We start from the raw sequence: 26,262 nt of genomic DNA on the forward strand, positions 1-26,262 counted from the left end.
GGGCGTCAGGCCAGGATCCGGTCACCGATTGTGGTGGCGATCCCGGTGACCGCGGCCGGGCTCAGCGGCGTGGCGGGCTGCGCGACGTAATCGTTGGTGACCCCGCTGCCGGGCTTGATGAACTGGTTGGTGACGGCGACCATCAGCACCCGCCCGTCGGCCAGTTCGACGTTCGTCTCCTGACTGAGGAAGCCACCCAGGCTCTCCATCGTCTGCACCCGCCGGCGGCGCCCGTCCTCGCCGGTGCCGGTGGTGCACGTCTTCGCCGCCGGCCCGCAGGCGAACAGGCCGGTCAGCGGGTCCGTCCCCGTCGGAGGGCACTTGGCGAGCGAGCCGCCCGTACACGGATCGGTCGAGATGACCTCGAGGCTGAGCGTGCCGCGCCGGCCGTCGAGGGCGATGCCGGTGGTCCCGGTGAACATCTGGCTCGACGGGCGTCGCTGGTCGTCGCCGAAGATCCGTGGCGGCCGGCCGTCCGGCGTCGCCTCCTTGGTCAGGCCCTGCGTGAGCCAGGTCGCGCCCGGTGCGGTCCGGCGCACGGCGTCGTCCAGGGCGGCCCGCAACGTCTCGGCCGTGGCGGCGGCCGACGCCCGGTCGTGGGCCACGAGCCGGAAACCCGCTGGTCCGGGCGTCGTGGTGGACGAGGGCTGCGCCACCACCGAGGGCGCCGGCGGCGGGTCACCCGGGGCGAGCACCGCGATCGCCGACAGGACGGTCAGGGCGGCGGCCGCCGGGGCGCCGACGCGGAGGAGGCCGCGGCGACGCCTCTCCCGGCGGATGATTCCCGGCACGTCGACCGTGCTGGGCGGAGCGTCGGCCGTGAGCTCGTCGAACAGCTGCTGATTCATGAGTCGGTCACTCCTTCTCGCGCGGTCTTCAGCCGCGCAGGGTCTGCTGGGCCGCGCGCAGGGCATCGAGCCCACGCGCCGTCTGGCTCTTCACGGTGCCGACGGTCACCTGCAGGATCTCGGCGGTCTGCTCGGTCGAACAATCGAAGTAGAACCGCAGGACCAGCACCGCCCGCTGACGTGGCCCGAGACCGCGCAGCAGCCCGGCGAGCGCGTCCCGGTCGGCGAGGTGATCCGGCGTGGTGACCGGCTGGTCGGGCAGCACCTCGGCGGAACGTTCCCGCCGCCACGGCCGCCGCCGCTCGCTGAGCCAGGTGCGGGTCAACACCTTCTGCGCGTACGCATCAGGGTTGTCGGCCCGTCGAACGTCGCGCCAGTGGCGGTAGATCTTGGCGACGGCGATCGAGACGAGGTCGTCGGCGGTGTGCCAGTCCAGGCACATCAGGTACGCCGAACGACGCCATCGCTCCATGCGCTGCGCCACGAAATCGTGGAATTCCTGGTCGTCGCCGCGGCTCAAGGTGCCCTCCGGCCTCCGCTTCGTGATGGACGGAGATACGACTCAGCGGACCCCGCGCCAGGTTGCACGGCTCACCGCCGCGGCTCATTGAACCGCGGCGGTGAGTACGGGCTCAGCCCGTCGGAGCGGTGGAGGTGTGGGGTGCCGAAGGGGTCAGCCGGTCCGGGTGGTCCGGCGCGCCCGGGCCATCACGATCCCGCCGACGACCGCCGCGATCAGACCGAACACCACGGCCGCGCCGGCCCCGACGACGCCGTTGCCGGTGCCGGGGCCGCAGTCGGCCACGGCCAGCACCAGGACGCCGGCGGCCGCCCCGGCCGACCCCGCCACCACGGCCAGCGCCGCGCCCCGCGGGCCGATGCGGCGGATCAGGGCCAGGACCGCGAGGATCGTGGCGGCCAGGGCCAGGACGGCGCCCGCCGTACCGACGGCTCGTCCGCCGGTCAAGCCATATTCGTCGATCATCAGAACCCTCCTTCAGGTTGAGACCCGAGTCTTTCCGCGAGGCGGCGGCCCGGGCATCGTGCCGGCGCCGACACTCCACGCTGCTGCGGACGCGGTAGAAACCGCCGGGCTGCCGCGTCGGCGGTAGCCGCGGGTCATCCGGCGGGACGAGTCGCTCCGGCGGTACGCCCGGCTAGGGTGCCCCCATGGGCCGGGCGCGGGACTGGGCGGTCGCGGCCGGGGTGGCCGCGATCCTGCTGATCGTCGGGCTGTCCGAGGGACACCCGCGGGGCGGCCTCGCGGTGCTCGGCCTCTCGGCGCTGGTCCTCGGTGGACTGGCGCTGGCCGCGCGGCGCCGGGCCCCGATCGCCGTCCTGGTGGCCGCCGGGGCGTGCGCCGTGGGTTACCAGGCGGCCGGGTTCGACGTGTTCGCGGTCGGATACCTGGTCGCGGTCTACAGCGCCGTGCGGGCCGGACACCGTAGGGCCACCATCGTGGTGAGCGTGCTGATGCTGGTCGTCCTGCCGCTCGCGGCGATGGCCTCGGGCCGGCACGACGCGGCCGAGGCGTTCGGGCGGGGACGGGGTGTGCTGGAGCTGGCGTGGCTGATCGCCGCCGGCGCCGCCGGGGAGGCGGTGCGGCAGGCCGAGCGGCGGGCGGACGAGGCGGAGCGGACCCGGGAGGAGACCGCGCTGCGCCGGGCCGGCGAGGAACGGCTCCATCTCGCCCGGGAGCTGCACGACTCGCTCACCCACCAGATCTCGGTGATCAAGGTGCAGGCCGAAGCCGCCGTGCACGTGGCCCGGAAACGGGGCGAACCGGTGCCCGAATCGCTGCTGGCCATCCGGGACGCCGGCCGGGAGGCCGCCCGCGAGCTGCGCGCGACCCTGGGCCTGCTGCGCGACGACGACAACAAGCCGCGGTACGGGCTGAGCGACGTCCCCGACCTCGTGCACCGCACCCGGGCCGCCGGCCTGGACGCCTCCCTCACCATCGAGGGCGACCGGACCAGCGTGCCGGCGGCCGTCGACCGCACCGCGTACCGCATCGTGCAGGAGTCCTTGACCAACATCACCCGGCACGCCGGCGCCGCCACCGCCTCGATCCAGATCACCTACCGTCCCGGCGCGCTGGCCGTCCGGGTCGACGACGACGGCACGGCCACCGCCTCGGATCCGCCGGTGCCCGGCGTCGGCCTGCTCGGGATGCGTGAACGGGTGACCGCCCTCGGCGGCCGCCTGGACGCCCAGCCACGCGAGCAGGGCGGCTTCACCGTGCACGCGGAGCTTCCCGTGCCGGGCCCGCCGTGATCCGGGTTCTGCTGGTCGACGATCAGGCCCTGATCCGCAGCGGATTCCGGGCCCTGCTCCAGGCCGAGGACGACATCGACGTCGTGGGCGAGGCCGCCGACGGCGCCGAGGGCGTGGCCCTGGCCCATGAGCTCCGCCCCGACGTCGTCCTCATCGACATCCGGATGCCCCTGATGGACGGTGTGGAGGCGACGCGCCGGATCGCCGCCGCCCCCGAGCTGGCCGGCGTTCACGTGGTCATCCTGACCAACTACGGCCTGGACGACTACGTCTTCGACGCGCTGCGCGCCGGTGCCGCCGGTTTCCTGGTCAAGGACATCCTGCCGGACGATTTCCTGTACGCCGTCCGCGTCGCCGCACGCGGCGAGGCCCTGCTCGCGCCCTCGATCACCCGCAAGCTCATCGACCGGTACGTCACCCGGCCGCCACGCCCCGACCCGGCGGCGCTGGCCGGGCTGACCAACCGCGAACGCGAGACGGTCGCCCTGGCCGCCCGCGGCCTCTCCAACCAGCAGATCGCCGCCCACCTGGTGATCAGCCCGATCACGGCCAAGACCCACCTCAACCGCGCCATGGCCAAGCTGCACGCGCGCGACCGCGCTCAGCTGGTGATCCTCGCGTACGAGACCGGCCTGGTCGTTCCCCAGCAGCCGTGACCGCTATTGCATCAAACCAGTTTGATGTAATCTCCGGTCATGATGCCGCCGGCGTTCCTGACCGCGGGCGGGCACCCGCTGCGCTGGCGGCTGCTCGGCGAACTCGCACACGGAGACCTGGCCGTCCGCGAGCTGACCGAGCGTCTCGGCCAGCCGCAGAACCTCGTCTCGTACCACCTCGGGAAGCTGCGGAAGGCCGAACTCGTGTCCACCCGGCGCAGCAGCGCCGACCGCCGCGACACGTTCTACACCCTCGACCTCACCCGCTGCGCCGACCTGCTCGCCGGCGCCGGCGCCGCCCTGCATCCGGCCCTCCGCCTCGGCGCGCCCGCCCTGCCCCCGGACGTCACCGCGCGGGTGCTCTTCCTCTGCACCGGCAACAGCTCTCGCTCCCCGATGGCCGAAGCGCTCCTGCGCCACCGCACGGGCGGCGCCGTCGAGGCGCACAGCGCGGGCAGCCGCCCCAAGCCGGTCCACCCGCGGGCCATCGCGACCATGGCCGCCCGGGGCATCGATCTCACCGGCGCCCGGCCCCGGCACCTGGACGAGTTCACCGGCCGCCGTTTCGACCGCGTGATCACCCTCTGCGACAAGGTCAAGGAGACCTGTCCCGGCTTCCCCGGGCACCCCCGCCCGATCCACTGGAGCATTCCCGAACCGGCCGGGCCCGCCGACTTCGAGGCCGTCGCCGACGAGCTGGACCAGCGCATCACCTACCTGCTGCACACCTTGACGAAGGAAGCGCCCTGCACATCTTGACGAAGGAAGCGTCATGACCGACACCACCACCGTCAGCGTCCGCTACCTCGTGGACGACGTCCGAGCAGCGATCCGGTTCTACACCGGCCACCTGGGGTTCACGTCGAACACGACGTTCCTGCCCGCCTTCGCCGACGTGACCCGTGGCAACCTGCGGTTGCTGCTGTCCGGCCCGGAGAGTTCCGCCGGGCGGCCGATGCCCGACGGTCGTCGCCCCGAACCCGGCGGCTGGAACCGCATCCACCTCATCGTCGACGACATCGGGAGCGAGGTCGCCCGGCTTCGCGAGGCCGGAGTCGCCTTCCGCAGCGACATCATCACCGGGCCCGGCGGCCGGCAGATCGTGCTGGACGACCCGGCCGGCAACCCGGTCGAGCTGTTCCAGCCCGCGGGGACGTGAGATGAGGGCCGGGCCGGTGGGACGGCTGCATCACCTCATCCTCGACTGCGCCGACCCGGCGGCCGCCGCCGCGTTCTGGAGTGCCGTGCTGGGCCGGCCGATCACCTACGACGACGGCGATTTTGTCGTTGTCTCGGGCGACACCACCACCTCCGGGCTGGCCTTCCAGCGAGCACCCGAGCACCGGCCACCCACCTGGCCCGACCCGGCCGTCCCGCAGCAGATGCACCACGACGTCATGGTCGACGACCTGGTCGTGGCCGCCGAGCAGGTCCTCGCCCTCGGCGCCACCCGCCGCCCCGGCGGCGACCATGTCTTCGCCGATCCCGCCGGCCACCCGTTCTGCCTCATCCCCCGACCAGGATGGGCGCCGCCCGTCCGTCCGGTCGTGGCCGAGGAGGAGTAGCCGCCGGCGGAACTCGGCGTGGCTCACGGGCGGCCCACGATCAACCGCAACGCACCGATGAACTCGGGCTGCGTACGCAAGGAGCCGTACTTGTCGTCCCACGCGCCGGAGGTCAGGTCGTCGCGCAAGTGGCCCACCGCGCGGGTGGTCGCGGCCGGGTCGACGAAGCCCCAGGCCGACTGGGCGGCGCGCACCTCGAGGTGCACGGCGATGTCGGCGACCGTGGGGGAACGGCCCAGCGTGTTGGTGAGCGTGGCGTTCGCCGCGGTGATGGCCAGGCGCAGCTCCTGGAGCCGGCGCGGCACCCGGATCGACCAGGTGCGGTCGCGGAAGTGCCGCTTGAGCTCGCCGACGATGGTCGGGATGGCGAACCCGGCGAACTCGACGCCGCGGTCGGCCTGGTACCGGTCGACCGCCTTGATCAGGCCGACCAGCGCCACCTGGAACAGGTCGTCGTTGGGCTCGCCGCGGCCGGCGTACCGGTTGGCCAGGTGCCGGGCCATCGGCATCCACGCCTCGATCGCCCGGTCACGAACGGCCGCCCGCGACGGGTGCCCGGCCGGCAGTGCGCCCAGCGCGGCGATCAGCTCGCCGGCCCGGTCGGTCTTCGCCGGCTGCTCGGCCGCATCAACGGTGCTGGGGGCGGGCGCGGCGGCAACCGTCATGAAGAGTTCCTCGGGGGGTCCGGCCGCCGCGCTGCAGCGCGGCGGTTCGACCTTGGACATGCCCGGAACGCCCACCTGCGCAAACTCCCCCGATCGGATTGACTCCGGCACCGAACGGGTGAAGCCGGCGCATTCGGGCCCGGTCAGAAGGGATCGGTCTCGGTGGTCGGGGCGTTGCCGGCGATGGACTTCTCCAGGCTGATCCGCCAGTCCGAGCGGGTGTCGAAGAACTGCTGGAAGGTCTCGTACGAGCAGTTCCGGGTGAAGCCGCGGCGTCGCTGGTCCCAGTCGGCGCCCTGCTTGAACTTGATCGAGAAGGTGCCGCTGCGGTTCCCGGCGACGCCGCGGACGGTGGTGGACTTCCCGGCGCGGACGTAGACCATCACCCGCGGCTGCTTGCGGCCGCCGTCCATCAGCACGGCGGTGTCGCCGTCGCTCTTGTTCTGGATCCGGATGCTGCTCGGGCCGCGCCGGCCCGACCGCTGCACGACGGTGCCGTTGCCGGGGCGGCGGTTCTGCAGCTTGGGCGCGACCGGCTCACGGGGGAGCAGCGACCGGCCGAACGTCAGGCCGGCGGCCGACGCGCTGGCGGCCGCCTCCTTGGCGCCCTCCTCGGCCGACCGGTACAGGCTGATCTTCGCGTCGTAGAGCTGCTGCGCGGCGGGCGGGGCGACGCCGCAGTCGTTCTTGCCCGCGACCTCGGCCGTACGCATCGACTGGTAGTTGCCCATCACCCGGCGGATGTCGTCGTGTGCGGTGGAAACCTCCGCGGGCGGCAGCACGTCCTGCTGTTCCCAGGCGCGGGAGCGGCGGGCCAGCACCGACACCAGTGAGCGGCGCACGGCTTCCACCTGCGCCGGAGTGCGCGCGGCGGCCGCCTTGTCGAGGTGGCTGCGGTAGTCGCGTTCGAACGCGGAGATCTCGGCCTGGTACTCGGCCCGGGTGAGCTGCTGTGGGCCGGTCGAGGTGGGGCGGGTCGAGGTGGGGCCGGCCGACGGTGTGACCGGCGGGGACGGCGTGGTTCGTGGGGGGTCGTCGGCCCCGGAGCAGCCGGCGGTGAGCACCAGGGCCGCGACGACGAGCAGTCGTAGGGAGCGCATGGACCGACGCTATGGTCGTACGCCGCTCCGTCCCGGTGACTGACCGCTACCTGACGCGGAACGGCACAGTGGACGGATGGTCGAGACGGAGGGCTTCCGGAGCGGGGCGGTGATCGGCGAGGATGAGGGCGTGGCGAGGCGAGGACTGAGCGACGACTGGACCATCGAGCTTCCGGCCGGCTTCGGCGCCGACCTCCGTCATGCCGACGGCCGGGTCCTGCTGGCCGAGGTGATCGCGACACCGCCGGCGCGGGCGCCCGAGGCGCTGCTCGACGAGATCCTGCAGGACGTGCATCAGTCGCCGGAGCAGCGGTGGCGTGAGGCGGGCACCGACTCGTACGAGGTGCGTTACGCGTCATGGTTCCCCGAGGACGGGCGCTGGGCGTTGTACGCCTACACCGTCCGGCGTGGCTCCTATGTGCAGCTGGCCGTCCTGACGCCCGACCCCGCCGACCTCGTCTGGGCGCTGGCCACCTGGCGATCGTTGCGGTTCGCGGGTTCCCCGATGCCGAAGCGGCAGCTCAGGCCGGCTTGACCCCTTCGTAGAGGGTCAGATACCGGGCGTAGAGATCGTCGGCGCGGGCGCCCACGCTGCCGGGGCCGACGATGTCGTGGGGGAGCTTCAGCTCGGCCGGAATCTCGTACTCCTGGAGCGGCACGTCGTTGATCCGGGCGATCTCGCGCGGCAGGTCGAACGCCTCGCCGAGGTCGATCAGGCCGTCGGCGGCCGAGGCGGCGACCGCGATCGAGGTCAGCGACTCGTTCACCGGGCGGTCCTTGAAGTTCGCCCGGACCTGCAGGTATTGCGCGAGCGCGTAGTAGAACATGTCGCCGTTCCGCCGGTCCGCCATCACGTGCCGGCCCCACAGCACGGTCATCGGCTTGATCAGCATCGGCGGCGCCTGCGACGCGTCGGGGGCGTAGAACGGGGCCAGCAGCAGCGCGCGCTTGACGTCGGAGCGGTACTCGGTCAGCCAGGTCGCCAGGTTGCCGCCGCCGGACAGGCCGAGCACGCCGAACTCGTCGCCCAGCCCGGCCGTGATGCCGGCGGCGCCGTCCGCGTAGCCGACCAGCTCGGTGGCGGTCACCCACTCGTGCGCTTCGTCGTCGACCCGGCCGTGGCGGGGCTCGCGCGGCACGTACACGTTGTAGCCGTGGTCGAAGAACTGCCGGGCCAGCCGCCCGAACTCGGCCGGGCAGCCGGTGTAGCCGTGCAACATCAGGACGGTGCGGGCGGTGCGCCGGCCATGGGTGAGGAGCTGGGTACGGCATTCCGGGCGTACCGTCGGATCGGCCTGATCGTGGGCGACCTGACGCTGAGCCGCGGCCGTGGCGGCGGCGAACCCCAGCGCCGGCGCCTCCGATCGCCGCAGGCGGCCGTCGCCGAGCGGCCAGAGATAGATCGTGGCCACGGCGAGCAGCAGCACGGCCACGGGCAGGACCACGGCCAGGACCCAGCGCCGGCGGCGGCGGGTCGCGGCCAGCTCGGGCCGGGTGGGCTTGGTGATGATGCGCATGTCAGTGACGCCACTTCTGGTTGCCGGTGCCGTTGCAGGACCACAGCTGCGCCGGGACGCCATTGTTGCCGTCTCCGGCGGGCACGTCCACGCACTTCTCGGCGGCCACGCTGACCAGGTCGTACGCGCTCTCGTAGCGGAACTTCTGGGTGGCCGCCCCGGAACAGGTGGCGGCGATCAACCCGGCGCCGTCGCCGGTGTTCTGCACCTGGACGCACTTGCCGAGCACACGCATCGAGCCGTCCGCGGCGAAACTGAACTTCTGGCCGTCGGAGCTGTCGCACGCCCACAGCTGCAGGGTGCCGCCCCCGGCCGGAAGGTGCAGGCAGGTGCCGGTCTGCATGTTCTCGATCGGCGCGCCGGCGGTGGCCGGCGGGGCGACCGGTTTCGTCTTGGTCGGCTTCGACACCGGCGGCTTCGCGGTCGACGGCTTCGGCGCCGCGGGCCTCGGTGTGGCCGGCGGGACGGACGGAACCGGCGCGACGGCCGCGCTCGGCGGGGTGGTCGAGGGCGATGGCCGCGCTTCCGGCGCCAGCGCCGGCGACGGGATGAAGGCCGGACCGCGCTGGGCATCGGCGCGGTCGAAGACCAGGGGCCGGAGCGCGAACGCGCCGGCCGCGACGATGATCGCCGCGGCGGCGATCAGGCCGGCCTTCTTGACCGGGAAGCCGGCCCGTCGCGGGGAGGGGCCGGTCAGCGCCGCCCGCAGCAGCGTGTCGGCCGTCGCCGCGTCGGCGCGCCGGGCCGGATCCTTCTGGAGCAGGGCGTCGAGGGCGGGCTTGAGCACGCCCGCCTGCTGTGGCGGCCGCGGCGGCTCGCTGGCCAGCGCGGCGAGCGTGGCCATCGGCGACGATTTCGAGTACGGCGGGCGCCCCTCGACGGCCGTGTAGAGGGTCGCGCCCAGCGACCACAGGTCGGCCGCCGGACCGATCGGGTCGTCGAGCGCCCGCTCCGGCGCCAGGTACGACGGCGACCCGAGCACCACGCCGGTGCTGGTCATCGAGCTGTCGCCGGCCGCCGTGGCCAGCCCGAAGTCGGTGAGCACGACCCGGCCGTTCGAGCCGAGCAGGACGTTGCCCGGTTTGACGTCGCGGTGCAGCAGGCCGGCCTGATGCGCGGCGCGCAGGGCGGCCAGCACGCCCAGCCCGATCTCGGCCACCCGGACCGGCGGCATCGGGCCGTCCGTGCTGACCATGTCGAACAGCGACCGGGACGGCACCAGCTCCATGACGATCCACGGCTCGCCGCGTTCGTGCACGACGTCGAAGACGCGGACCACGTTCGGATGGTCGAGCCGGGCGATGGCGCGGGCCTCCCGGATCACGCGTACGCGAAGATCTTCCTGCTCGGCCTCGGTGAGTCCGCGGGGCAGCACCAGTTCCTTGACCGCCACGTCCCGCCCGAGGAGCTCGTCGCGCGCCGCCCAGACACGACCCATCCCGCCCTCACCCACGAGGGCCACCAACCGGTAGCGCTGCGCGATCACGGCAGCGTGGCTCTGCGGCACGACGGAACCGTACCGTCCGACGTGGGCGCCGGACGAGAACGACGCGTGTCGATCACCCGCTGTGGACGGCTGCCCCCCGCTTCCTGCCTGGTCGTGCATGTCTCATCCCCCCGGGCAACACAACGGGAGGATTCCGGCACGGTTCAACCGCCTACCATCAGTGGCATGGCCTGGAATCTCTTCGCGTGCAGCCCGGTGACCGATCTGGCCAAGGCCTCGGCCTGGTACGAACGCTTCGTCGGCAAGCCGTCCGACTTCAGCCCGAACGACCACGAAGCGGTGTGGGATCTGGCCGAGCGCGCCTCGATCTACATCGAGCTGCTGCCCGAGCACGCCGGCCACGGCAAGCTGACCCTCTTCGTGGACGAGCTGGACACCGTCGTCGCCGGCATCTCGGGGCGCGGCCTGGAGCCCGAGTCCCAGGAGACCTACGACAACGGCGTCCGCAAGCTCATCTACCGCGACCCGGACGGCAACGAGGTCGGCCTCGGCGGGATGCCCGCCGGCGACTGAGCCCGGAGCCGGGCCACCAGGGCCGGCGTGACCTCGCGGTAGGCCGACGGGTCGATCGGGTTCAGCCAGTGCGACGCGCGTACCCGCTTGCTGATGTTCAGGTCGAGGTCGCCGAGCACCTCGTCGACGTTCTTCATCGAGAACGGGATGATCTTGGTGCCGTGACCGTGGTGCCGGTCGGTGGCCTCGTCCATGAAGGCGATCTGCTTCTCGACCTGGGTCCGCATCTCGTCCGGGGCCGGCAGCGGCACCGCGCCGGCCAGGTGCGCCGCGATCCAGACCGCGGCCATCTCCGCGTTCAGCGGGCTGAAGAACGACGAGTTGTAGCCGTTGAAGTAGAGCCCGTCGGCGCACAGCGGCAGGATCTGCCGGTAGAGCAGGAAGTTGCCGCGGTCGTCCTGGAGCCCGGGCACGTCGAGGAACGGCACGCTCTGCTTGAACCCGGTCGAGCAGACGATCAGGTCGGCCGGGAGCGTGGTGCCGTCGGAGAGCTCGGCGAAACCGGGCCGCAGCCGGGTGATCGTGGTGTCCCGGTGCACGACGATCGAGCCCTGCTCGACGCCCTCGAAGAAGCCCTCGGTGGCCAGGCCGATCGCGCCCTTGACGATGCCCTCCATCGTGCCGCGCGGCACCAGGCCCAGCTTGTCCAGCTTGAACTGGCGGCGGGACACCGTGCCGATCGAGTTCAGCATGCTGCGGCGCACCGGGTCGGCCGGGCCGTGCAGGAACTTCTCGACGCCGCGCAGCCGGTGGTAGCGGAACAGCGCCTCGCCCATCCGGGTGAGCAGCAGCATCTTGAAGTTCATCACGTTGGCGATCTTGCGCGGTATCTTCCACAGCAGCTGCCGGGCGATCACGTGGGTGCTCGCGGCCTCCTGGCTCAGCGGCACGGTCACGTCACAGGCCGACTTGCCGTAGCCGACGACCAGCACGTTCCTGCCGCGGGCCAGTGACGCATCATGCATCTCGGTGCCGGCCATCACCTCGCCGCCGGCCTCGATGAACGCCTCTTGTCCCGGAAGATCCGGCATGGTGGGTTCGCAGAAAACGCCGTTCGCGACGACCAGCCGGTCTACGACCTCGACCTCGCCGGAATCAAGCGTCACCGCCCATCGGCCATCCACCGGCGCAGCGCGTGAGACACGTGCGTTGAGACGCGTCGGGATCCGGAATTCTTCGGCGTACGCCGCCAGCCACGACTGCACCTGCGCCCCGGACGGCCACTCGGGCAGGTCCTTCGGCATCGGGTAGTCGGAGAAGCCGTAGGTCGACCTGGCGCTCTGCGTGGTCAGGCCCGGATAGCGGCGGGTACGGCTCCACACGCCGCCCACGTCCGGCGCCGAGTCATAGACGACGACCTCGTGCCCCGCCTGCATGAGCGTCTTGGCGGTGGCCAGCCCGGCCACCCCTGCGCCGATGATCCCGACCCGCATGGCTCAGTGCCCCCCGCCCGGCGGCAGCTGGAGCTCGATCCCGAACTCCTCCATGATCGGCTTGAGCGTGGCCATGTCCTTCGGCCCGGGCGGCAGCTCGCCCAGCGCCTGGTAGTACGCCTCCAGGCCGGCCGGCGAGACCACCGAGATGACCCGGGCCTCGTCGCCGTACGGGTTGCGGAAGGTGTGCACCACTTTCCGGGGCAGGTAGAGGTAGTCACCGAACTCGAGGGTGAACTCCTCGCCGCCGAGGGACACGTCCAGCCGGCCGGCCAGGCAGATGAACGACTCGTCCTCGCGGGTGTGGATGTGGGCCGGCGGACCGTTGGTCTCCGGCGGGATCGCGTACTCGAACAGGGAGTAGGCGTCCCGGGTGGCCGACCCGTTCGCCTTCATCGTGACGTTCAGCCCGATCGCCGGGATCTGGGTCCCCTTGCGCGAGCTGAGCATGTATCCACCGCCGAGACTCACGGGTTACCTCCATGTTTCGCCGATGTGCGCCGGCTCACAGCGTGCGGGCCCCGGCCGAATACGGCCTAGCGACGGTCCCGCTCAGCGGGACGGAAAACTGGTGCTGGAGTACGCCCGCGAGGCCGCCGCCGCGGCCAGGCGCACCGCGGGCCCGGCCCGGTCGGCCCGGATCAGCGCGGCCGGCCCGGTCACCGAGACGGCGGCGACCACCCCGCCGAGCGGGCCGAAGATCGGCGCCGCCACGCAGCTCATCCCGATGTTGCCCTCCTCGCGCTCGACGGCCAGCCCGCGATCGGGGATGGCGGCCAGCTCCCGGCGCAGCGCGGTGGCCGAGGTGATGGTCCGCGGCGTACGCCGCTCCAGCCCGCCGTCGATCACCGCCTGCACGGTGGCCTCGTCGCTGTGCGCCAGGATGGCCCGGCCGAGCGCCGAGCAGTACGCCGGCAGCAACGCCCCGACCTGCGACAACATCGGCATCGGCCGATGCCCGGTGATCTTCTCGACGAGCAGCACCTGGATGCCGCTGAGCACCCCGAGCTGCACGGTCGTCCGGGTGGCGTGGAACAGGTCCTGGAGGAACGGCAGCGCCGCCTCGCGTAGCTCGTGCCGCACCGGCGCCAGGCCGGACAGCTCGAAGAGCCGGTTGCCGATCCGGTACCGCTCGGCCGGTTTGTCCAGCCAGCCCAGCCGGAGCATCTTGTCCGCGGTCCGGTGCGTGGTCGAGCGCGGCAGCCCGGAGCGGGTGACCAGCGCGGCCAGGGTCAGCTCGCGGTGGTGCTCGTCGAAGGCGCCGAGGATCGCGGCGGCCCGATCGAGCCCGCCGACCCCCGCGTCCCGCTCAGCGGGACTCACTGTAGGTCCCGAAAGGTCATGACGGTCAGGCTAGGCGCTATGGGGGAGCCAGTCAGCAGAAGAACGGCGCTCGTCGGCGGCGGCGCCTCGGGCATCGGCTTCGCCACCGCGGAGGGCCTGGCCCGGGCCGGGCACGACGTCGTGCTGGTCGGCCGGCGCCCGGCGGCGCTGGACCGGGCCGCGGCCACGCTGGCCGAACGCACCGGCGCCGGGATCAGCACGGTCGTCGCCGACCTGGCCACCGACCTCCCGCGGCTGACCACGGCGGCCGACGTGCTCGTGCTCAACGCGGGTGGCCCGCCCCCGGCCCGGATCCTCGACGTGACCGACGACGGTTGGCAGGACGCGTTCGAGCTGCTGCTCCGTGGTCCGCTGCGGCTGGCCCGCGCGGCCTTGCCGGCGATGGCCGGGCGCGGGTTCGGCCGGGTGGTGTTCGTGACCTCGACGGCGGTCCGCCAGCCCCAGCCCGACCTGGCCACCAGCGTCGTGCTGCGGGCCGCGGTGACCAGCGCGGCCAAGCTGCTCGCCCGCGAGCACGCGGACCGGGGCGTGACGGTCAACTGCGTGGCCCCCGGGCCGACCGCGACCGACCGGCGCCACCAGATCCTGACCGCCCGCGCCGGCGCCACCGGCGCCACCTACGCCGAGCTGGACGCGGCCGACGTCGCCACGGTGCCGGCGGGCCGGGCGGCCCGGCCCGAGGAGGTCGGCGCGGCCGTCACGTTCCTCGCGTCGGCTGCCGCAAGCTACGTCAACGGGACCGTGCTCACGGTCGACGGTGGCAGAACGGAGACTCCCTGATGACGACGTCCGGACCCGGATTCGACCTGGCCGACTTCCTCGGCGCGATCTCGTCGGCGGTGCGGCCGGGCGAAGCCCGCCCGATCGTGGTGCATGATCGCGAGCTGGAGACGTTGCCGGCCGCCCAGGTGCACAACCCGACCACGCTGCGGATCGCCGGGAAGCTGCCGACCACCACGTTCGAGCTGTTCCGGCAGACCATCCCGGCCGGGCTGAGCTCGGACATGCAGCGGCACTACCACGAGACCGTGCACTTCGTGATCTCCGGAACCGGCCACACCGAGGTCGAGGACGAGGTCGAACAGTGGTCGACCGGCGCGTTCGTCTACACCCCGCCGTGGACCTGGCACCGGCACTACAACGACTCGGCCGACGAGCCGGTCGAGTTCCTCACGATCGAGAACTCGCGGCTGCTGAGCCTGTTCGGGGTGGCCCGCCGGGAGAGCGCCGGGCTGGTCACGATGAAGGAAGCCCGGGAAGGGGCGGGGACATGACCCATGTGAGCATCTGGGGCGAGCTGGCCACGGTCGAGCACGAGCTGCGGTTCGTGGATGTGGGCGGTGTTCGTACCCGCGTGGTGCGGGCCGGGAACGACGGCCCGGACCTGATCCTGCTGCACGGCACGGGCGGTCACCTCGAGGCGTACGCCCGGGACCTGGCCGGGCTGGCGGCCGACTTCCGGGTCACCGCGTACGACATGGTCGGGCACGGGTGGTCGGACACGCCGGACCGGCCGTACACCATCGATGTCCTGTCCGATCATCTGATCGGGCTGATGGACGCGCTGGGCATCGGCCGCGCCCACCTCTCCGGCGAGTCACTCGGCGGCTGGGTGGTGGCCTGGACCGCCGCCCATCACCCGGAACGGGTCGACCGGCTGGTGCTGAACACCCCGGGCAACATCGCGAACAGGCCCGAGGTGATGGCCCGGATGCGGGACAGCACGATGGCCGCGGTGCGCGACCCGAGCGACGAGACCGTGCGGCGGCGGGTGGAGTTCCTCTTCCACCACAAGGAGATGGTCACCGACGAGCTGGTCCGGCTGCGCCAGGCCGTCTACACCCGGCCCGGGTTCCTCCAGGCGATCACCAACACCCTGGTGCTTCAGGATCCCGCGGTACGCAAGGACTACGCGTGGAGTCCTCAGTGGGTCTCCCGGGTGGCCGCGCCGACGCTGCTGCTCTGGACCGAGCACGACCCGACCGGCGGCCTGGACGAGGCCGACCTGCTGCTCGGCTGGCTGCCCGACGCCCGGCTGCACGTGATCGCCGACGCCGGCCACTGGCCGCAGTGGGAGAAGGTCGGCGAATACCTCAAGGCGCACCGATCCTTTCTGCTCCACGGCAAGGACCTGTCATGAGCGAGATCATCGGCTTCGCCGGGATGTCCCATTCGCCGTTCGCCACCCTGCTGCCGCCGGCGCGGGACGGCGAACCGGGCGGGCGATTCCTGGCCGATTCGACAAAGGTCGGCGCCGCGGTGACCGAGCTGCGGCCGGACGCGGTGGTGGTGATCGGGCCCGACCACTTCCACGCCAACTTCTACGACCAGATGCCGCCGTTCGTGCTGGGCGTCGAGGAGGCCACCGGCTTCGGCGACTTCGGCAGCACGGCCGGTCCGGTGCCGGTCGCGTCCGGGCTGGGCTGGGCGATTCGCGACGGGCTGGCCGAGTCCGGGTTCGACGTGTCGTTGTCGTACGCGCTGACCGTCGATCACGGGGTGGTGCAGAGCTACGAGATGGCCACCGGCGGCGCCGGGATCCCGCTGGTGCCGCTGGTCCTGAACACCGCCGCGCCGCCCCTGCCGAGCCTGGCCCGCTGCGTCGCGCTGGGCGAGGCGCTGGGCCAGGCGATCCGGCACGCCCCGGACCCCGGCCGGGTGCTGGTGGTGGCCAGCGGCGGGCTGTCGCACTGGCTGCCGTCCAACGACCCGCGCGACCCGTCGGTGGTCGGCGAGCGCCGCTCGTCGCTGATCCACGGCCGGCAGGACGCGCGCGCCTTCGCCGCGGTCCGGGAGCCACGGGTACGCGCGATGGCCGGCAACCCGGACGCGCCGGTCAACGCCGACTGGGACCGCTGGTTCCTGCGCCAGCTCTACACCCGCGACCTCGGCCCGATCGTCGAGCTGGGCCACGACAAGCTGGAGGAGGAGGCGGGCAGCGGCGGCCACGAGATCCGCACCTGGCTGGTCGGCCACGCGGCGGCCGGGCTCCCGCTGGTCTGGGACAGCTACGAGCCGGTGCCGGAATGGATCACCGGCATGGCCATCGGCACGACCTTCCCGGTGCCGGCGTGATGTCCTGATCGTCGACATGGCTCTGGACCTCGCCGGCCAGGAGGGGGACCGGCGAGGTCCAGGCACGATCTAACGCGATGCGAGGCGCAGGTGGCGGTGGGCGGCCATCCGTACCGGAGCGTTGGTCTCGCCGAAGGCGTCGTAGCCGCCGGAGCGCTGGACGATCTCGAAGAAGACGCGGCCGCCGTGGACCGGGGTGTAGAGGTGCAGCAGTTCGCCGCCGGCCGCGTCGCGGTCGTAGAGGATGCCGAAGCGGCGCAGGCGTTCCACGGTCTCGGCGGGCAGGGCGAACCGGGCCGTCAGGTCGTCGTAGTAGTTGTCCGGCACGGGCAGGGCCGGGCCGATCGCGGCCGCCGTGGCGAAGATGTCCCCGGTGGCGAAGGCGACGTGCTGCGGGTCGACGACCGCGGGCGCCCAGTCGCCGCGGCGCAGCAGCGCCACCGTGAGGGCGAGCCGGATCGTGCGGCCGCCGGTGGCGAAGGCCCGTGAGCGCATCAGCCCGAACGGCGCCGCGTACTCCTCGGTGGTGAGCTGGTCGAGGCCGAGCACCGAGCGGTAGAAGAGCCCGGCCTCGTCGAAGTGGTCGAACGGCTGCGCCAGCCCGAGGTGGTCGACGCCGGTCAGCCCTGCTCCCACAGCTCGACCGGCTTGGAGCGGTGCTGGCCGGTGTGCGTGAAACCGAGGCCGCGCAACGCGTTCTGGAGCTCGGGCCCGGAGCGCCCGTCCACCCCGAACTCGGTGAAAGCGTGGGAGTGCAGGTCGGGCGCGGCCGGGAGCCGGTTCTCCAGGGCGAGCAGGGAGCGCATCGCGTCGACGGCCGTCCGCTCGGGGTCGGACTGCCGGAAGACGTCGTTGAAGACCTCCAGCGACAGCGGGCCGTCGTACCCGGCGGCGTGCACCCGGCGGACGAAATCCGGCAGGTCGAACGAACCCTGCCCGGGGAAGAGCCGGTGGTGGCGGCTCCACTGGAGCACGTCCATCCGCAGGTGGGGCGCGTCCGCCAGCTGCAGGAAGAAGATCTTGCCGGGCGTGATGTCCTCGATGCCGGTGAGGTCGGCCGACCGGGACAGCACGTGGAACGAGTCGAGGCAGAGCCCGAGAGCCGGATGATCGGCGGCTTGCACGATCCGCCACGAATGGTCCCAGGTGGACACGTGCCGGCCCCAGGCCAGCGCCTCGTAGGCGATGCGCATCCCGCGGTCGGCCGCCCGGGACGCCAGCGTGCGCAGATGATCCGCGGCGAGCGAGTCGTCGTCGACCGCCGCCGGCGACACCGAACTGCACACCAGCATGGTGTCCACGCCCAGCGAGGCCATCACCTCGAACTTGACCGAAGCCCGGGCCAGGTTGGCGGCAAGGGCGGCCGGCGCCGCCTCGAAGTCGCGAAACGGCTGGTAGAGGTCGATGCTCAGGCCCAGGTCGGCGCAGCGGGCCCGGATCTCGGCCGGCGACCACGGCGACACCACCAGGTCGTTCTCGAACAGCTCGATGCCGTCGAACCCCGCCGCGGCGGCCGCGGCCAGCTTGTCGTCGAGCGTCCCCGACATGCAGACCGTGGCGATCGTCCGGCGGGTCATGGCTGGGCTCCTTGATGTACTGGTTCGTACATAAGGGTAGCCGTGAAGGTCGTCCCGGCGCCCGGCGTGCTCTCCACCGTCAGGCCACCGCCGTGCGCCTCGGCGATCTTGCGCGCGATGGGCAGGCCGAGGCCGCTGCCGCCGGTGGCCCGGTTGCGCGACTCGTCGGCCCGCCAGAACCGGTCGAACACCTTCGGCAGGTCGTCCGGGGCGATGCCGGCCCCGGTGTCGGCCACCGCGAGGTCGAGGCGACCGACGCCGGCGGCGGTCCGGACGGTGACCGTGCCGCCGGGCCGGCTGTGCCGGATCGCGTTCGACAGCAGGTTGCCGACGAGCTGCCGCAGCCGCAGCGGGTCGGCGACCACCACCGGGTCACCGGCGACGTCGGTGGCCAGCCGCACCCCGGCGGCCGTGGCGTTCGGGCGGTGCGCCTCGACCACCTGCTCGATCGCGTCGGCCACGTGCAGCGGCTCGGGGTGCATGCGCAGGCTGCCGGCGTCGGCCGCGGCCAGGTCACGCAGGTCGTCGACGATGTGCTGGAGGTGCACGGTCTCGTCGTGCAGCAGGGTGAGCAGCGGACCGTCCACCGTGGCCAGACCGTCCTGCACCGCCTCGAGCCAGCTGCGGATGTTGGTCAGCGGGTTCCGCAACTCGTGCGCGACGTCGCTGACCATGGCCTGGCGCTGCTGCTCGGACTGCTCGCGGCGCTCGGCCAGCTCGTTCAGCGCCGTGGCCAGGTAGCCGATCTCGTCCCGGGTGGTGACCGGCACCCGCTGATTGACGGCCGGTCGGCGGGCCGCCTCGGCCAGCGCGCGCAGCGGTCGCACCAGCCGGCCGCCGACCACGATGGTGACGAGCACGGCGAGGATCAGCACGACGGCTGTGGTCGTACCCGTGCGAATGAGGTTCTGGCGGGTGAGCGGGAAGCCGGGCCGGGCGGTCGGGTCGGCCGGGTCGGTCACGAAGAGCAGGGCCGGGGGAGCGGTGTACGGCTCGAGCTGCGTACGCCGCGCCTTCTCCAGACATCCGGCCGCCCGCGCCGACCGGGCCGGGTCGAACGTGCCCCGGGCCGTGTCCAGAACCCGGACCGTGAGGTCCGGCGCGACCCAGACCTCGTCGTAGTTCTCCGTCGCGCAGGTGGCGATCAGCTTCCGCAGCGAGTTCAGCGCCCGCGTCTCGGACCGGGTCGCCTCGGGCAGCAGCCGGCAGGTGTACTCCGGCTTGCCCACCTCGGTGATGACCAGCTTGGGCCGGTTGTGCGGACCGGTCACGATCTGTCCGTCGCTGCCGAAGTGGCGCAGGCACTCCAGGGACGCCTCCAGGGTGGCGCGCATCCCCCGCTGCTCGGCCGGCGTCAGGCGGTAGGGGCCGATGATCCGGGGATCGATCCGTTCGGTACGCCCGGACAGCCCGAGATCCACCGACAGCGGGTCGACGGTCGCCGACGGACGTGCCGTGGCCAGCGCCGGCCCGGCCGTCGAGTCGACGATCACCTCCCGGTTCCCGGTCATCAGGGTGATCCGCCGGTTGAGCTTCGCGGCCCGCGCGGCGATCACCGGCTGGACGCCCGACCAGTCCCGGTGCGTCGCGGCGTAGCCGAGCAACTCGTCGTACACGCTCTTGTCGTCGCTCAGCGACTGCCCGATCTGCTGGCTGATCGTCTGCGACGTGGACTGCGACGCGAGCCACGACGTCGCCACGATCGCGGCCACGGCGATGGTCAGCGACGCCATCAGCAGACGGAAGATGAGGCTGCGGTGCGGTGGCACCCGCGTCACGCGGGGCCGGCCGTGAGCTTGTAGCCGATCCCGTACACGGTGACCAGCCGGGCCGGCCGCCGCGGGCTCGGCTCGATCTTGCGCCGCAGGTTGAGCACGTGCACGTCGATGCTGCGCTCCACCGAATCCCGCTCCACGCCGCGGGTGTGCTTCAGGAGCTGGCCGCGGGTGAACACCCGGTCGGCCTGCCCGGCCATGACGGCGAGGATCGCGAACTCGCCCGGCGTGCACTCCACCAGCCGGTCGTCCACGTGCACCAGGTGCCGGCCCACGTCGACGGTGATCCCGCCGACGGTCAACACCGATTCCTGGGTACGCCCACCGCTCCGCCGCAGCAGCGCACGGGCCCGGGCAGTCAGCTCCCGGGGGCTGTACGGCTTGGTCAGATAGTCGTCGGCGCCGCCGTCCAGGCCGGTCAGCAGATCACTCTCGTCGGCCCGCGCGGTCAGCATCAGGATCGGCACCTCCGATTCCGCGCGCAGAATGCGGCAGACGCTCAACCCGTCCAGCCCCGGCATCATGACGTCGAGCACCAGCAGATCCGGCGTGCGCCGCCGAACCTGCTCCAGCGCGGCCCGCCCGTCGTGCACCACGACCGCGTCATGACCGTCGGCGGCCAGATAGCGCCGAAGCACCTCGGCCTGACCCCGGTCATCCTCAGCGACCAGCAGATATGCACACACGGCGACGACCATAACCGCCCCATCGAGCGGGCGGCGTGAACCTAACAGGTTCCTAAAACGGCTGGTTGGTCAGCGAAATGCCGGATACCGTCTCGCGGTGAGCAGGCTGGTTGACCGCGCGGTTCCACCCCGGCTGGGTTCCCCGTTCCGCTGGCTGCTGGCCTCGTCCTGGCTGACCAACCTGGGCGACGGCATCGCCGCGGCGGCCGGGCCGTTGCTGGTGGCGGCGCTGACCGACGAGCCGTTCCTGGTGTCGATGGCGGCGTTGCTGCGCTGGGCGCCACCGATGGTCTTCGGGCTGTACGCGGGGGTGCTCTCCGACCGCCTCGACCGGCGGCGCATCGTGCTGGTCGCCAACGCGGTCCGCTTCCTGGTGCTGCTCGGGCTGGTCGCGGCCCTGGCCACCGACCGGCTCACGGTGGCCGGCGCGCTGATCGGACTGGGCCTGCTGGCCACGGCCGAGGTGTTCGCCGACAACACCACGGCCACGCTGACGCCGATGCTGGTGCCCCGGGCCGACCTGGCCATCGCCAACGCCCGCACGCAGACCGGCTTCCTGACGCTCAACCAGTTGGCCGGCCCACCGATCGGCGCCGCGCTGTTCGCCGCCGGCTGGGTCTGGCCGTTCGTCGCCGAGACCGTGCTCATCGTGGCGGCGTTGCTGCTGCTGGCCCGGCTCACCCTGCCGCCGGCCACGCCGTCCGCGAGGGCGTCGGTCTGGCAGGACGTCCGGGCGGGCTTCGCGTGGACGATCCGGCACGCTGCCGTCCGTACCCTCGTCCTGACGATCTTGATCTTCAACTTCACGTTCGGCGCGGCCTGGTCGGTGCTGGTGCTCTACGCGTCGGAGCGGCTGGGCCTGGGCGCGATCGGCTTCGGCCTGATGACCGCGGCGTCGGCGGTCGGCGGCCTGCTCGGCACCGCCCTGTACGGCTGGATCACCGCCCGCGTCAGCCTGGGCAACGTGATGCGCGCCGGCCTGATCCTCGAGACCCTGACCCACCTGGCCCTGGCCGTGACCACCTCGGCGCCGGTGGCGCTGGCCATCTTCTTCGTCTTCGGGGCGCACGCCTTCATCTGGGGCACCACGTCGATCACGGTGCGCCAGCGAGCCGTCCCGGAAGCGTTGCAGGGGCGCGTGACCAGCGTGAACACCATCTGCGTGTACGGCGGCCTGGTGGTCGGCTCGGTCATCGGCGGCACCCTGGCCACCAACTTCGGCGTGACCGCGCCGTTCTGGTTCGCCTTCGCCGGGTCAGCCGCCTTCGTGGTGCTGCTGTGGCGCTCGATGACCAGCATCGCCCACGCCGACAGCGACGCGGCCTCCGTATAGGGGCCGCGATGCCGGGCGGCCCTACCACTGGTCGCGATCACCGGGCAACGTTGGCCGCCCGTTCGGCCCGAGATTGATTGATCAAGTTTGACCCTTGGTGATCGACCGGTACCCTGCTCTGGGCGGCCCTCCATGGTGGATGGCCTGAACTCCAGGGACGTTCTGAGGTGGCCGGTCGGCGCATTGCGGTGATCATCGGCGTCGACAACACCGCGCTCGATGACGGCCTTCCGTCCCTTCTTTTCGCCGAAAAAGATGCACGCTCAGTGCGGGATATTCTCTGTGATCCCGAGATCGGCACGTTCGACCCGGCCGACGTTCGACTCCACCTGGGTCCCGAGGCGAGCGTCGCCGACCTCAAGGCTTCCCTCTCGTGGGCCGTGCACGACGCCGGCCACGACGACGTGCTGCTGGTCTACTTCGCCGGGCACACCATGGAGCCCGAGTGGAGCCGCGGCACCGACGTCTACCTGGTCACGCCCGACCTCGACGATCGCGTGCTGGCGCACGACCCGGATGCGGGCCTGCGCATGTCGTACCTCAAACGGCACGTCCTGGGCCGCTTCCCCGGCACCGCCCTGCTGATCCTCGACTGCTGCCGGGCCGGCAGCCTGATCGCCACCACCGAGCAGACCATCGACATGATCAGTCACGAGGGCCGGCCGGAGGCCCGGTACAGCGCCCTGATGGCCTGCGCGCGGAACGGCACCACCCGCGAGGACGCCGCGCTCGGCCACGGCGTGCTGACCCATCACGTGCTCCGCGGCCTGCGCGGCCAGGCGGTCGACCGCCGCGGCCAGGTGACGTTCCAGGCGATGAGCAACTACGTCCAGGAGCAGGCGCTCGACCCGACCCCGGGGGTCGTGACCAAGTGCTGGGGCGGCACCACGGTCCTGACCCGCCCCGAGGCCGACGAGTCCGGCGTCGGCCCGTCGGTGGTGTCCTCGGTGCCGGTCGGTGTCGACCTGACGCCGCTGGGTAACCCGCTCGACGCCCACTCGGCCGGTATTCTGGCGCTGATCGACCGCATCTCGCACGCCGCCCGCACGTCGACCGCGTCGGGCAGTTCCGAGCCGCTCCCGGCCAATGTTCAGCACATCCGGTCGGCGACCGAGGCGGATTCGGTGGCGCTGCTCGAATACACCGCGGCCGAGATCAAGACGGTCGACGCCACCCCGCGCTTCGACCTGGAAGACCTGCGCCACCTGATCCAGCCGGCCGAGGAGTCGGTCCTCCCGACCAACCCGGAGTGGTTCGGCCACACCGTCGAGTTCACCGGGCTCACCCTGCTGTGCACGCCGGTGAAGCGGGCGGCCGACAAGGTGCTGGTCCTGGTCGTGGTCAACCCCCGGCCCGATCTGGCGGCGGCCGGGCAACTGGTGGCGAAGGTGCTCGAGACCGTCTGGCGGGCCGACTTCGCGACCCATCCGCTGGAGGCCGAGGTGTCGGCCCTGACCGCCCTCCGGGCCACCTTCGGCCGGCTGCCCACGCCCATGTTCGAGCGCTGCTACCAGCAATATCAAGAGGTCATCCGGTCGCTGGAGATCGTCTTCCAGCCGGTCGTCACGATCGGGCCCACGCCTCAGCGGGTCGGCGTGCACAGCTATGAGGCGCTCGCCCGGCGGTCCCTGGAAGATCCGCGCGCGCCCGCGGCGATGCTCCAGGTGCCGGATGTCTGGGGCGACTGTTTCGTGGTCGCCCGTGACAAGATCATTACCGAGAAGGCCCTCATGGCGTACGCCCGCGCGCACGCCGAAGGCCCCTGGGATGTGCCGAAGCCGGTGTCGGTCAACGTGTCGGTGCGGGCGCTGCTCAGCGACCCGTACATCGAATCGGTCCGCGACGCGATCGCCGCGGCCAACCTCGACCCCGCCGCGGTCACCCTGGAGATCTCCGAGCGCGACCCGATCGAGCCCCGGGCCGGCGAGCAGTGGCCGGACGAGCCGCACGCCTACTTCCACAACCGGCTGGTGGAGATCGCGCGGGACATCGGTGTCGGCTTCGCGGTCGACGACTTCGGCGCCGCGTACGCCTCCCTGTCCCGCATGGCCGAACTGCCGCTGACCCAGATCAAGGTAGACCGGGCGATCCTGCACCACCGGCAGGCCCTGCTGGAGCTCTCGTTCGTGGTGGCGATGGCCCGGGACGCGCTCGACCGGGGCGAGACCCACGCGCCGCGGGTGGTCATCGTCGAGGGCGTCGACGCGGAGTCGCCGGTCACCCTTCGGCAGATCGCCGAGCAGAAGATCCGCCACGTGCAGGGCTACATCACCGGCGAACCGGCCGCCGCCCGGCTCCGGCGGTTGCCGCTCGAGACCCGCAAGGAGATTGCCGCCCGTGTCAACGGTGACGACGAACCACGTGCGATTGAACTTGCCCGAGGAAGTGCTGCGAGAGGTGGCTCTTCCCTACGAAGGGGTGCGTGACGCCGCCGGCATCGTGATCGCCATCGAGGGCGTCAACGTGGCCGCGAGCATCGTCACGCTGGCCACCCTCAAGCAGTACGCGCCTCGGCTGGCCTCGTCGCTCCGCCAGTGGCGCCTGCGTCAGCCCCGTCGCGCCGCCGGCGAGCCGACCACGCTGACCGTGCGCGGCCCGGGCCTCAGCCTGACCGTCGACCTGCCGCCCAACGTCAGCACCCAGCAGCTGTTGACCCAGCTCGCGCCGCTCCTCGACGACGAGCGGCCGTCACCGTAGGCCGACGCAGTCCAGGTCCCAGAAGGTGTGCAGGTAGACCAGCGTCCCGGTCATCCACTCCTCGTACGCGGACAGCTTGACCACCTGGAACGCCACGTCCGGGAGGCGCAGCGACGGCTTCCGGAACCCGTGGTCGCCACCGGGCGAGAAGCCGCGGCGCGAGTAGTAGGCCGGGTCTCCTTCCAGAAACACCAGGGGTACGCCGCGCTCCTCCAGGAGCGCCAACCCGTACTCGATCAGCCGTTTGCCGACCCCTTGCCGCTGCCGGTCCGGCGCGACCGCGATCGGGCTGAGCACCCGCACGTCGACCAGCCGGCTCGGCGCGTCGAGCAGGCTCGTGGTGAACAGCACGTGCCCGATCACCTCGCCGCCGTCCTCGGCGACCACGCCCGTCCACTTCGGATCATCGCGTCGCAGCGCATCGAGCAGCCGTGCGACCACGTCGCCCTTGGCGCCACCGAACGCCGCCCGCTGCACCTCACGCGCGGCATCGTGATCGGCGGCGGTTTCCTCACGCAGGATCATGTCTCGGACGCTACCCACGCTGTCATCCGATTTTCGGCATCATGTCGGCGTGACTGTGCTGTTCGACGGCGAGATCCACGTCCATTACCGCTTCATCAACCTGACCATCGCCGGGGAGATGCCCGACGTCAGCCGCGCGTCCGGCGGCCAGCGCAACGGCCTCTGCGGCGCCGGCGTCCCCGATGCCCTGGCGATGATCACCGGCCTGCACACCGGCTCGGTCCCGTTCACGATGACCTGGCACGAGACCGAGCCGCCGGTGTCGGACGAGTGGGAAGAGGTGGTGGAGGTGCCGTTCGCGCCGTCCTCCACCGACCTCACGCTGTCGGCTTTCGACCATTTCTATGGGGTACGCCTGCCGGCCACCGGCAGCCTCCGGGCCCGCTACTGCGCCCGTGGCCTGGACGAGGCCGCCGACGCCGACACCCGCATGGACGAGCCCCCGATCGACCACTACCTGCTCGAACTCTGGCCGGCCCCACCCGCCCCGGACGCCGTCCTGAGGCAGACGAGCCGATACGCCGCCTACTGGCACGACCACGCCCGGAAGACCCCGCCCCCGCCCACGGCCGAGGAACGGGCAGCCGCCCGGGCCGCCGAGGAGCAACGGCTGGCCGCCGTGCGAGCCGAGCAGAAAGCCGCGGCGGAACGCCGGGAGTGGGGTGGCCGCGCGCCCACCCCACGCCTGCGCGAGCTGACCGGCAACGCCCGCAACATGGCCCGTTCCCACCGGGACCTGCTCGATGAGCTCGCCGCCCAGCCGCCGTCGGCCCAGCGCGAGATCGCCACCTGGCTGGCCCGCCAGGCCTTCGAGATCGCCGACCTGACCGGCGATCCCGCGGCGGCCGCGGCGTTGACGGCGCTGGAGAGCGGCGACCCCTTGCCGCCACCCTTCGACACCCCGGAAGCCGCCTACGACCACATCCACCCGCGCGCGACCAGAAACTTCGTCGGCTACGTGTCCTTCGGCAAGCCCACCGGCCCGCGCCCGCCCATCCATCGCCCGTCGTTCGCCGTCCCGGCCCTCTTCGGCGCCGCCGAGTCCGACCCTCTCCAGGCCATTGTGGAGGCGTTTCACCACACCGAGGCCACCTTCGACGACCGCAAGGCCGAACTCGTCCCGGCCCTGCGGTCCCGCTGGCTGACGTGATCGCACTTCCTGTCCGTTGACC

At 72.2% G+C, this 26,262-nt stretch carries 30 protein-coding genes; 15 read left to right on the forward strand and 15 right to left on the reverse strand.

Annotation, left to right across the window (positions count from 1 at the left end):
* Positions 1-5 precede the first annotated feature (5 nt).
* The 3 genes from AB0O15_RS23555 to AB0O15_RS23565 form a co-directional block, all read right to left on the reverse strand.
* A complete protein-coding gene (locus tag AB0O15_RS23555) occupies positions 6-848 on the reverse strand; it encodes a hypothetical protein (RefSeq protein WP_364322179.1) in 843 nt (280 codons plus the stop codon).
* Positions 849-876: 28 nt separating this feature from the next.
* Positions 877-1,368, reverse strand: coding sequence for a SigE family RNA polymerase sigma factor (locus tag AB0O15_RS23560; RefSeq protein ID WP_364322181.1), 492 nt, complete (start codon positions 1,366-1,368; stop codon positions 877-879).
* A gap of 153 nt (positions 1,369-1,521) precedes the next feature.
* The gene (locus tag AB0O15_RS23565) at positions 1,522-1,833 is read right to left on the reverse strand and encodes a DUF6223 family protein (RefSeq protein ID WP_364322183.1); all 312 of its coding nucleotides are present in this window, start codon (positions 1,831-1,833) and stop codon (positions 1,522-1,524) included.
* Positions 1,834-2,018: 185 nt separating this feature from the next.
* Here AB0O15_RS23565 and AB0O15_RS23570 point away from each other — a divergent pair, with 185 nt between their 5' ends.
* Genes AB0O15_RS23570 through AB0O15_RS23590 form a run of 5 tightly spaced genes read left to right on the forward strand, consistent with a single transcriptional unit; the run spans position 2,019 to position 5,343 of the window.
* Positions 2,019-3,122 (forward strand): histidine kinase, encoded by a 1,104-nt coding sequence (locus AB0O15_RS23570; RefSeq protein ID WP_364322185.1) that lies wholly within the window; start codon positions 2,019-2,021, stop codon positions 3,120-3,122.
* A complete protein-coding gene (locus tag AB0O15_RS23575) occupies positions 3,119-3,778 on the forward strand; it encodes a response regulator transcription factor (protein WP_364322187.1) in 660 nt (219 codons plus the stop codon). Before AB0O15_RS23570 ends, AB0O15_RS23575 begins: the two co-directional genes overlap by 4 nt.
* Positions 3,779-3,817: 39 nt before the next feature.
* Positions 3,818-4,537, forward strand: a complete 720-nt coding sequence (locus AB0O15_RS23580; protein ID WP_364322189.1) for a MarR family transcriptional regulator — start codon at positions 3,818-3,820, stop codon at positions 4,535-4,537.
* A 13-nt stretch (positions 4,538-4,550) separates the two neighbouring features.
* Positions 4,551-4,937 (forward strand): VOC family protein, encoded by a 387-nt coding sequence (locus AB0O15_RS23585; protein ID WP_364322191.1) that lies wholly within the window; start codon positions 4,551-4,553, stop codon positions 4,935-4,937.
* Between the two features lies 1 nt (position 4,938).
* The gene (locus tag AB0O15_RS23590; protein ID WP_364322193.1) at positions 4,939-5,343 is read left to right on the forward strand and encodes a VOC family protein; all 405 of its coding nucleotides are present in this window, start codon (positions 4,939-4,941) and stop codon (positions 5,341-5,343) included.
* A 23-nt stretch (positions 5,344-5,366) separates the two neighbouring features.
* Here AB0O15_RS23590 and AB0O15_RS23595 read toward each other — a convergent pair whose 3' ends face one another.
* On the reverse strand, positions 5,367-6,008 hold the full coding sequence (locus tag AB0O15_RS23595; protein WP_364322195.1) for a sigma-70 family RNA polymerase sigma factor: 642 nt from the start codon (positions 6,006-6,008) through the stop codon (positions 5,367-5,369).
* Positions 6,009-6,151: 143 nt separating this feature from the next.
* Positions 6,152-7,108: a hypothetical protein gene (locus AB0O15_RS23600; protein WP_364322197.1), complete on the reverse strand. Its 957-nt coding sequence runs from the start codon at positions 7,106-7,108 to the stop codon at positions 6,152-6,154.
* Positions 7,109-7,184: 76 nt separating this feature from the next.
* Here AB0O15_RS23600 and AB0O15_RS23605 point away from each other — a divergent pair, with 76 nt between their 5' ends.
* On the forward strand, positions 7,185-7,643 hold the full coding sequence (locus AB0O15_RS23605) for a hypothetical protein (RefSeq protein WP_364322199.1): 459 nt from the start codon (positions 7,185-7,187) through the stop codon (positions 7,641-7,643).
* On the opposite strand, the gene AB0O15_RS23610 is transcribed toward AB0O15_RS23605, so the two are convergent.
* Positions 7,630-8,625 (reverse strand): alpha/beta hydrolase, encoded by a 996-nt coding sequence (locus AB0O15_RS23610; protein WP_364322201.1) that lies wholly within the window; start codon positions 8,623-8,625, stop codon positions 7,630-7,632. The two genes, AB0O15_RS23605 and AB0O15_RS23610, sit on opposite strands and share 14 nt — an antisense overlap.
* A 1-nt stretch (position 8,626) precedes the next feature.
* Positions 8,627-10,132: a protein kinase gene (locus AB0O15_RS23615; RefSeq protein ID WP_364322203.1), complete on the reverse strand. Its 1,506-nt coding sequence runs from the start codon at positions 10,130-10,132 to the stop codon at positions 8,627-8,629.
* Between the two features lie 165 nt (positions 10,133-10,297).
* Here AB0O15_RS23615 and AB0O15_RS23620 point away from each other — a divergent pair, with 165 nt between their 5' ends.
* The gene (locus AB0O15_RS23620) at positions 10,298-10,645 is read left to right on the forward strand and encodes a VOC family protein (protein ID WP_364322205.1); all 348 of its coding nucleotides are present in this window, start codon (positions 10,298-10,300) and stop codon (positions 10,643-10,645) included.
* Here the strand turns inward: AB0O15_RS23620 and AB0O15_RS23625 are convergent.
* From AB0O15_RS23625 to AB0O15_RS23635, 3 genes are all read right to left on the reverse strand, one after another.
* Positions 10,588-12,078 (reverse strand): NAD(P)/FAD-dependent oxidoreductase, encoded by a 1,491-nt coding sequence (locus tag AB0O15_RS23625; protein WP_364322207.1) that lies wholly within the window; start codon positions 12,076-12,078, stop codon positions 10,588-10,590. The two genes, AB0O15_RS23620 and AB0O15_RS23625, sit on opposite strands and share 58 nt — an antisense overlap.
* A gap of 3 nt (positions 12,079-12,081) precedes the next feature.
* On the reverse strand, positions 12,082-12,549 hold the full coding sequence (locus tag AB0O15_RS23630) for a cupin domain-containing protein (protein WP_364322209.1): 468 nt from the start codon (positions 12,547-12,549) through the stop codon (positions 12,082-12,084).
* An 81-nt stretch (positions 12,550-12,630) separates the two neighbouring features.
* Positions 12,631-13,401 carry an IclR family transcriptional regulator gene (locus tag AB0O15_RS23635; RefSeq protein ID WP_364322211.1) on the reverse strand — a complete coding sequence of 257 codons (771 nt, stop codon included), beginning with the start codon at positions 13,399-13,401 and terminating at the stop codon, positions 12,631-12,633.
* 39 nt (positions 13,402-13,440) lie between these two features.
* Here AB0O15_RS23635 and AB0O15_RS23640 point away from each other — a divergent pair, with 39 nt between their 5' ends.
* Genes AB0O15_RS23640 through AB0O15_RS23655 form a run of 4 tightly spaced genes read left to right on the forward strand, consistent with a single transcriptional unit; the run spans position 13,441 to position 16,497 of the window.
* Positions 13,441-14,202: an SDR family oxidoreductase gene (locus AB0O15_RS23640; protein WP_364322213.1), complete on the forward strand. Its 762-nt coding sequence runs from the start codon at positions 13,441-13,443 to the stop codon at positions 14,200-14,202.
* Positions 14,202-14,696 carry a cupin domain-containing protein gene (locus AB0O15_RS23645; protein ID WP_364322215.1) on the forward strand — a complete coding sequence of 165 codons (495 nt, stop codon included), beginning with the start codon at positions 14,202-14,204 and terminating at the stop codon, positions 14,694-14,696. The genes AB0O15_RS23640 and AB0O15_RS23645 overlap by 1 nt, the downstream gene beginning before the upstream one ends.
* A complete protein-coding gene (locus AB0O15_RS23650; protein WP_364322217.1) occupies positions 14,693-15,562 on the forward strand; it encodes an alpha/beta fold hydrolase in 870 nt (289 codons plus the stop codon). Before AB0O15_RS23645 ends, AB0O15_RS23650 begins: the two co-directional genes overlap by 4 nt.
* On the forward strand, positions 15,559-16,497 hold the full coding sequence (locus tag AB0O15_RS23655; protein WP_364322219.1) for a 2,3-dihydroxyphenylpropionate 1,2-dioxygenase: 939 nt from the start codon (positions 15,559-15,561) through the stop codon (positions 16,495-16,497). Before AB0O15_RS23650 ends, AB0O15_RS23655 begins: the two co-directional genes overlap by 4 nt.
* 69 nt (positions 16,498-16,566) lie before the next feature.
* Here the strand turns inward: AB0O15_RS23655 and AB0O15_RS23660 are convergent, their stop codons facing one another.
* The 4 genes from AB0O15_RS23660 to AB0O15_RS23675 are packed head-to-tail and all read right to left on the reverse strand — an operon-like array spanning position 16,567 to position 20,535.
* On the reverse strand, positions 16,567-17,133 hold the full coding sequence (locus AB0O15_RS23660) for a hypothetical protein (protein ID WP_364322221.1): 567 nt from the start codon (positions 17,131-17,133) through the stop codon (positions 16,567-16,569).
* The gene (locus AB0O15_RS23665; protein WP_364322223.1) at positions 17,118-18,074 is read right to left on the reverse strand and encodes a TIM barrel protein; all 957 of its coding nucleotides are present in this window, start codon (positions 18,072-18,074) and stop codon (positions 17,118-17,120) included. Before AB0O15_RS23665 ends, AB0O15_RS23660 begins: the two co-directional genes overlap by 16 nt.
* The gene (locus AB0O15_RS23670) at positions 18,071-19,807 is read right to left on the reverse strand and encodes a HAMP domain-containing sensor histidine kinase (RefSeq protein WP_364322225.1); all 1,737 of its coding nucleotides are present in this window, start codon (positions 19,805-19,807) and stop codon (positions 18,071-18,073) included. Before AB0O15_RS23670 ends, AB0O15_RS23665 begins: the two co-directional genes overlap by 4 nt.
* 41 nt (positions 19,808-19,848) lie before the next feature.
* Entirely contained in the window at positions 19,849-20,535 is a 687-nt protein-coding gene (locus tag AB0O15_RS23675) for a response regulator transcription factor (protein WP_364322227.1), read from the reverse strand.
* Positions 20,536-20,632: 97 nt separating this feature from the next.
* Between AB0O15_RS23675 and AB0O15_RS23680 the strand changes: the two genes are divergently transcribed.
* The 3 genes from AB0O15_RS23680 to AB0O15_RS23690 all read left to right on the forward strand — a co-directional run bounded on the left by AB0O15_RS23680 (position 20,633) and on the right by AB0O15_RS23690 (position 24,565).
* The gene (locus AB0O15_RS23680) at positions 20,633-21,868 is read left to right on the forward strand and encodes an MFS transporter (RefSeq protein ID WP_364322229.1); all 1,236 of its coding nucleotides are present in this window, start codon (positions 20,633-20,635) and stop codon (positions 21,866-21,868) included.
* Between the two features lie 266 nt (positions 21,869-22,134).
* Complete coding sequence (locus tag AB0O15_RS23685; RefSeq protein ID WP_364322231.1) at positions 22,135-24,294, forward strand: EAL domain-containing protein; 2,160 nt, start codon at positions 22,135-22,137, stop codon at positions 24,292-24,294.
* On the forward strand, positions 24,266-24,565 hold the full coding sequence (locus tag AB0O15_RS23690) for a hypothetical protein (RefSeq protein WP_364322233.1): 300 nt from the start codon (positions 24,266-24,268) through the stop codon (positions 24,563-24,565). Before AB0O15_RS23685 ends, AB0O15_RS23690 begins: the two co-directional genes overlap by 29 nt.
* On the opposite strand, the gene AB0O15_RS23695 is transcribed toward AB0O15_RS23690, so the two are convergent.
* Positions 24,557-25,090 (reverse strand): N-acetyltransferase, encoded by a 534-nt coding sequence (locus tag AB0O15_RS23695; protein WP_364322235.1) that lies wholly within the window; start codon positions 25,088-25,090, stop codon positions 24,557-24,559. The genes AB0O15_RS23690 and AB0O15_RS23695 overlap by 9 nt on opposite strands.
* 49 nt (positions 25,091-25,139) lie before the next feature.
* Between AB0O15_RS23695 and AB0O15_RS23700 the strand changes: the two genes are divergently transcribed.
* On the forward strand, positions 25,140-26,240 hold the full coding sequence (locus AB0O15_RS23700; protein ID WP_364322237.1) for a hypothetical protein: 1,101 nt from the start codon (positions 25,140-25,142) through the stop codon (positions 26,238-26,240).
* Positions 26,241-26,262: the final 22 nt, after the last annotated feature.

The organism is Actinoplanes sp. NPDC089786, from assembly GCF_040684855.1.
GTDB lineage: Bacteria > Actinomycetota > Actinomycetes > Mycobacteriales > Micromonosporaceae > Actinoplanes.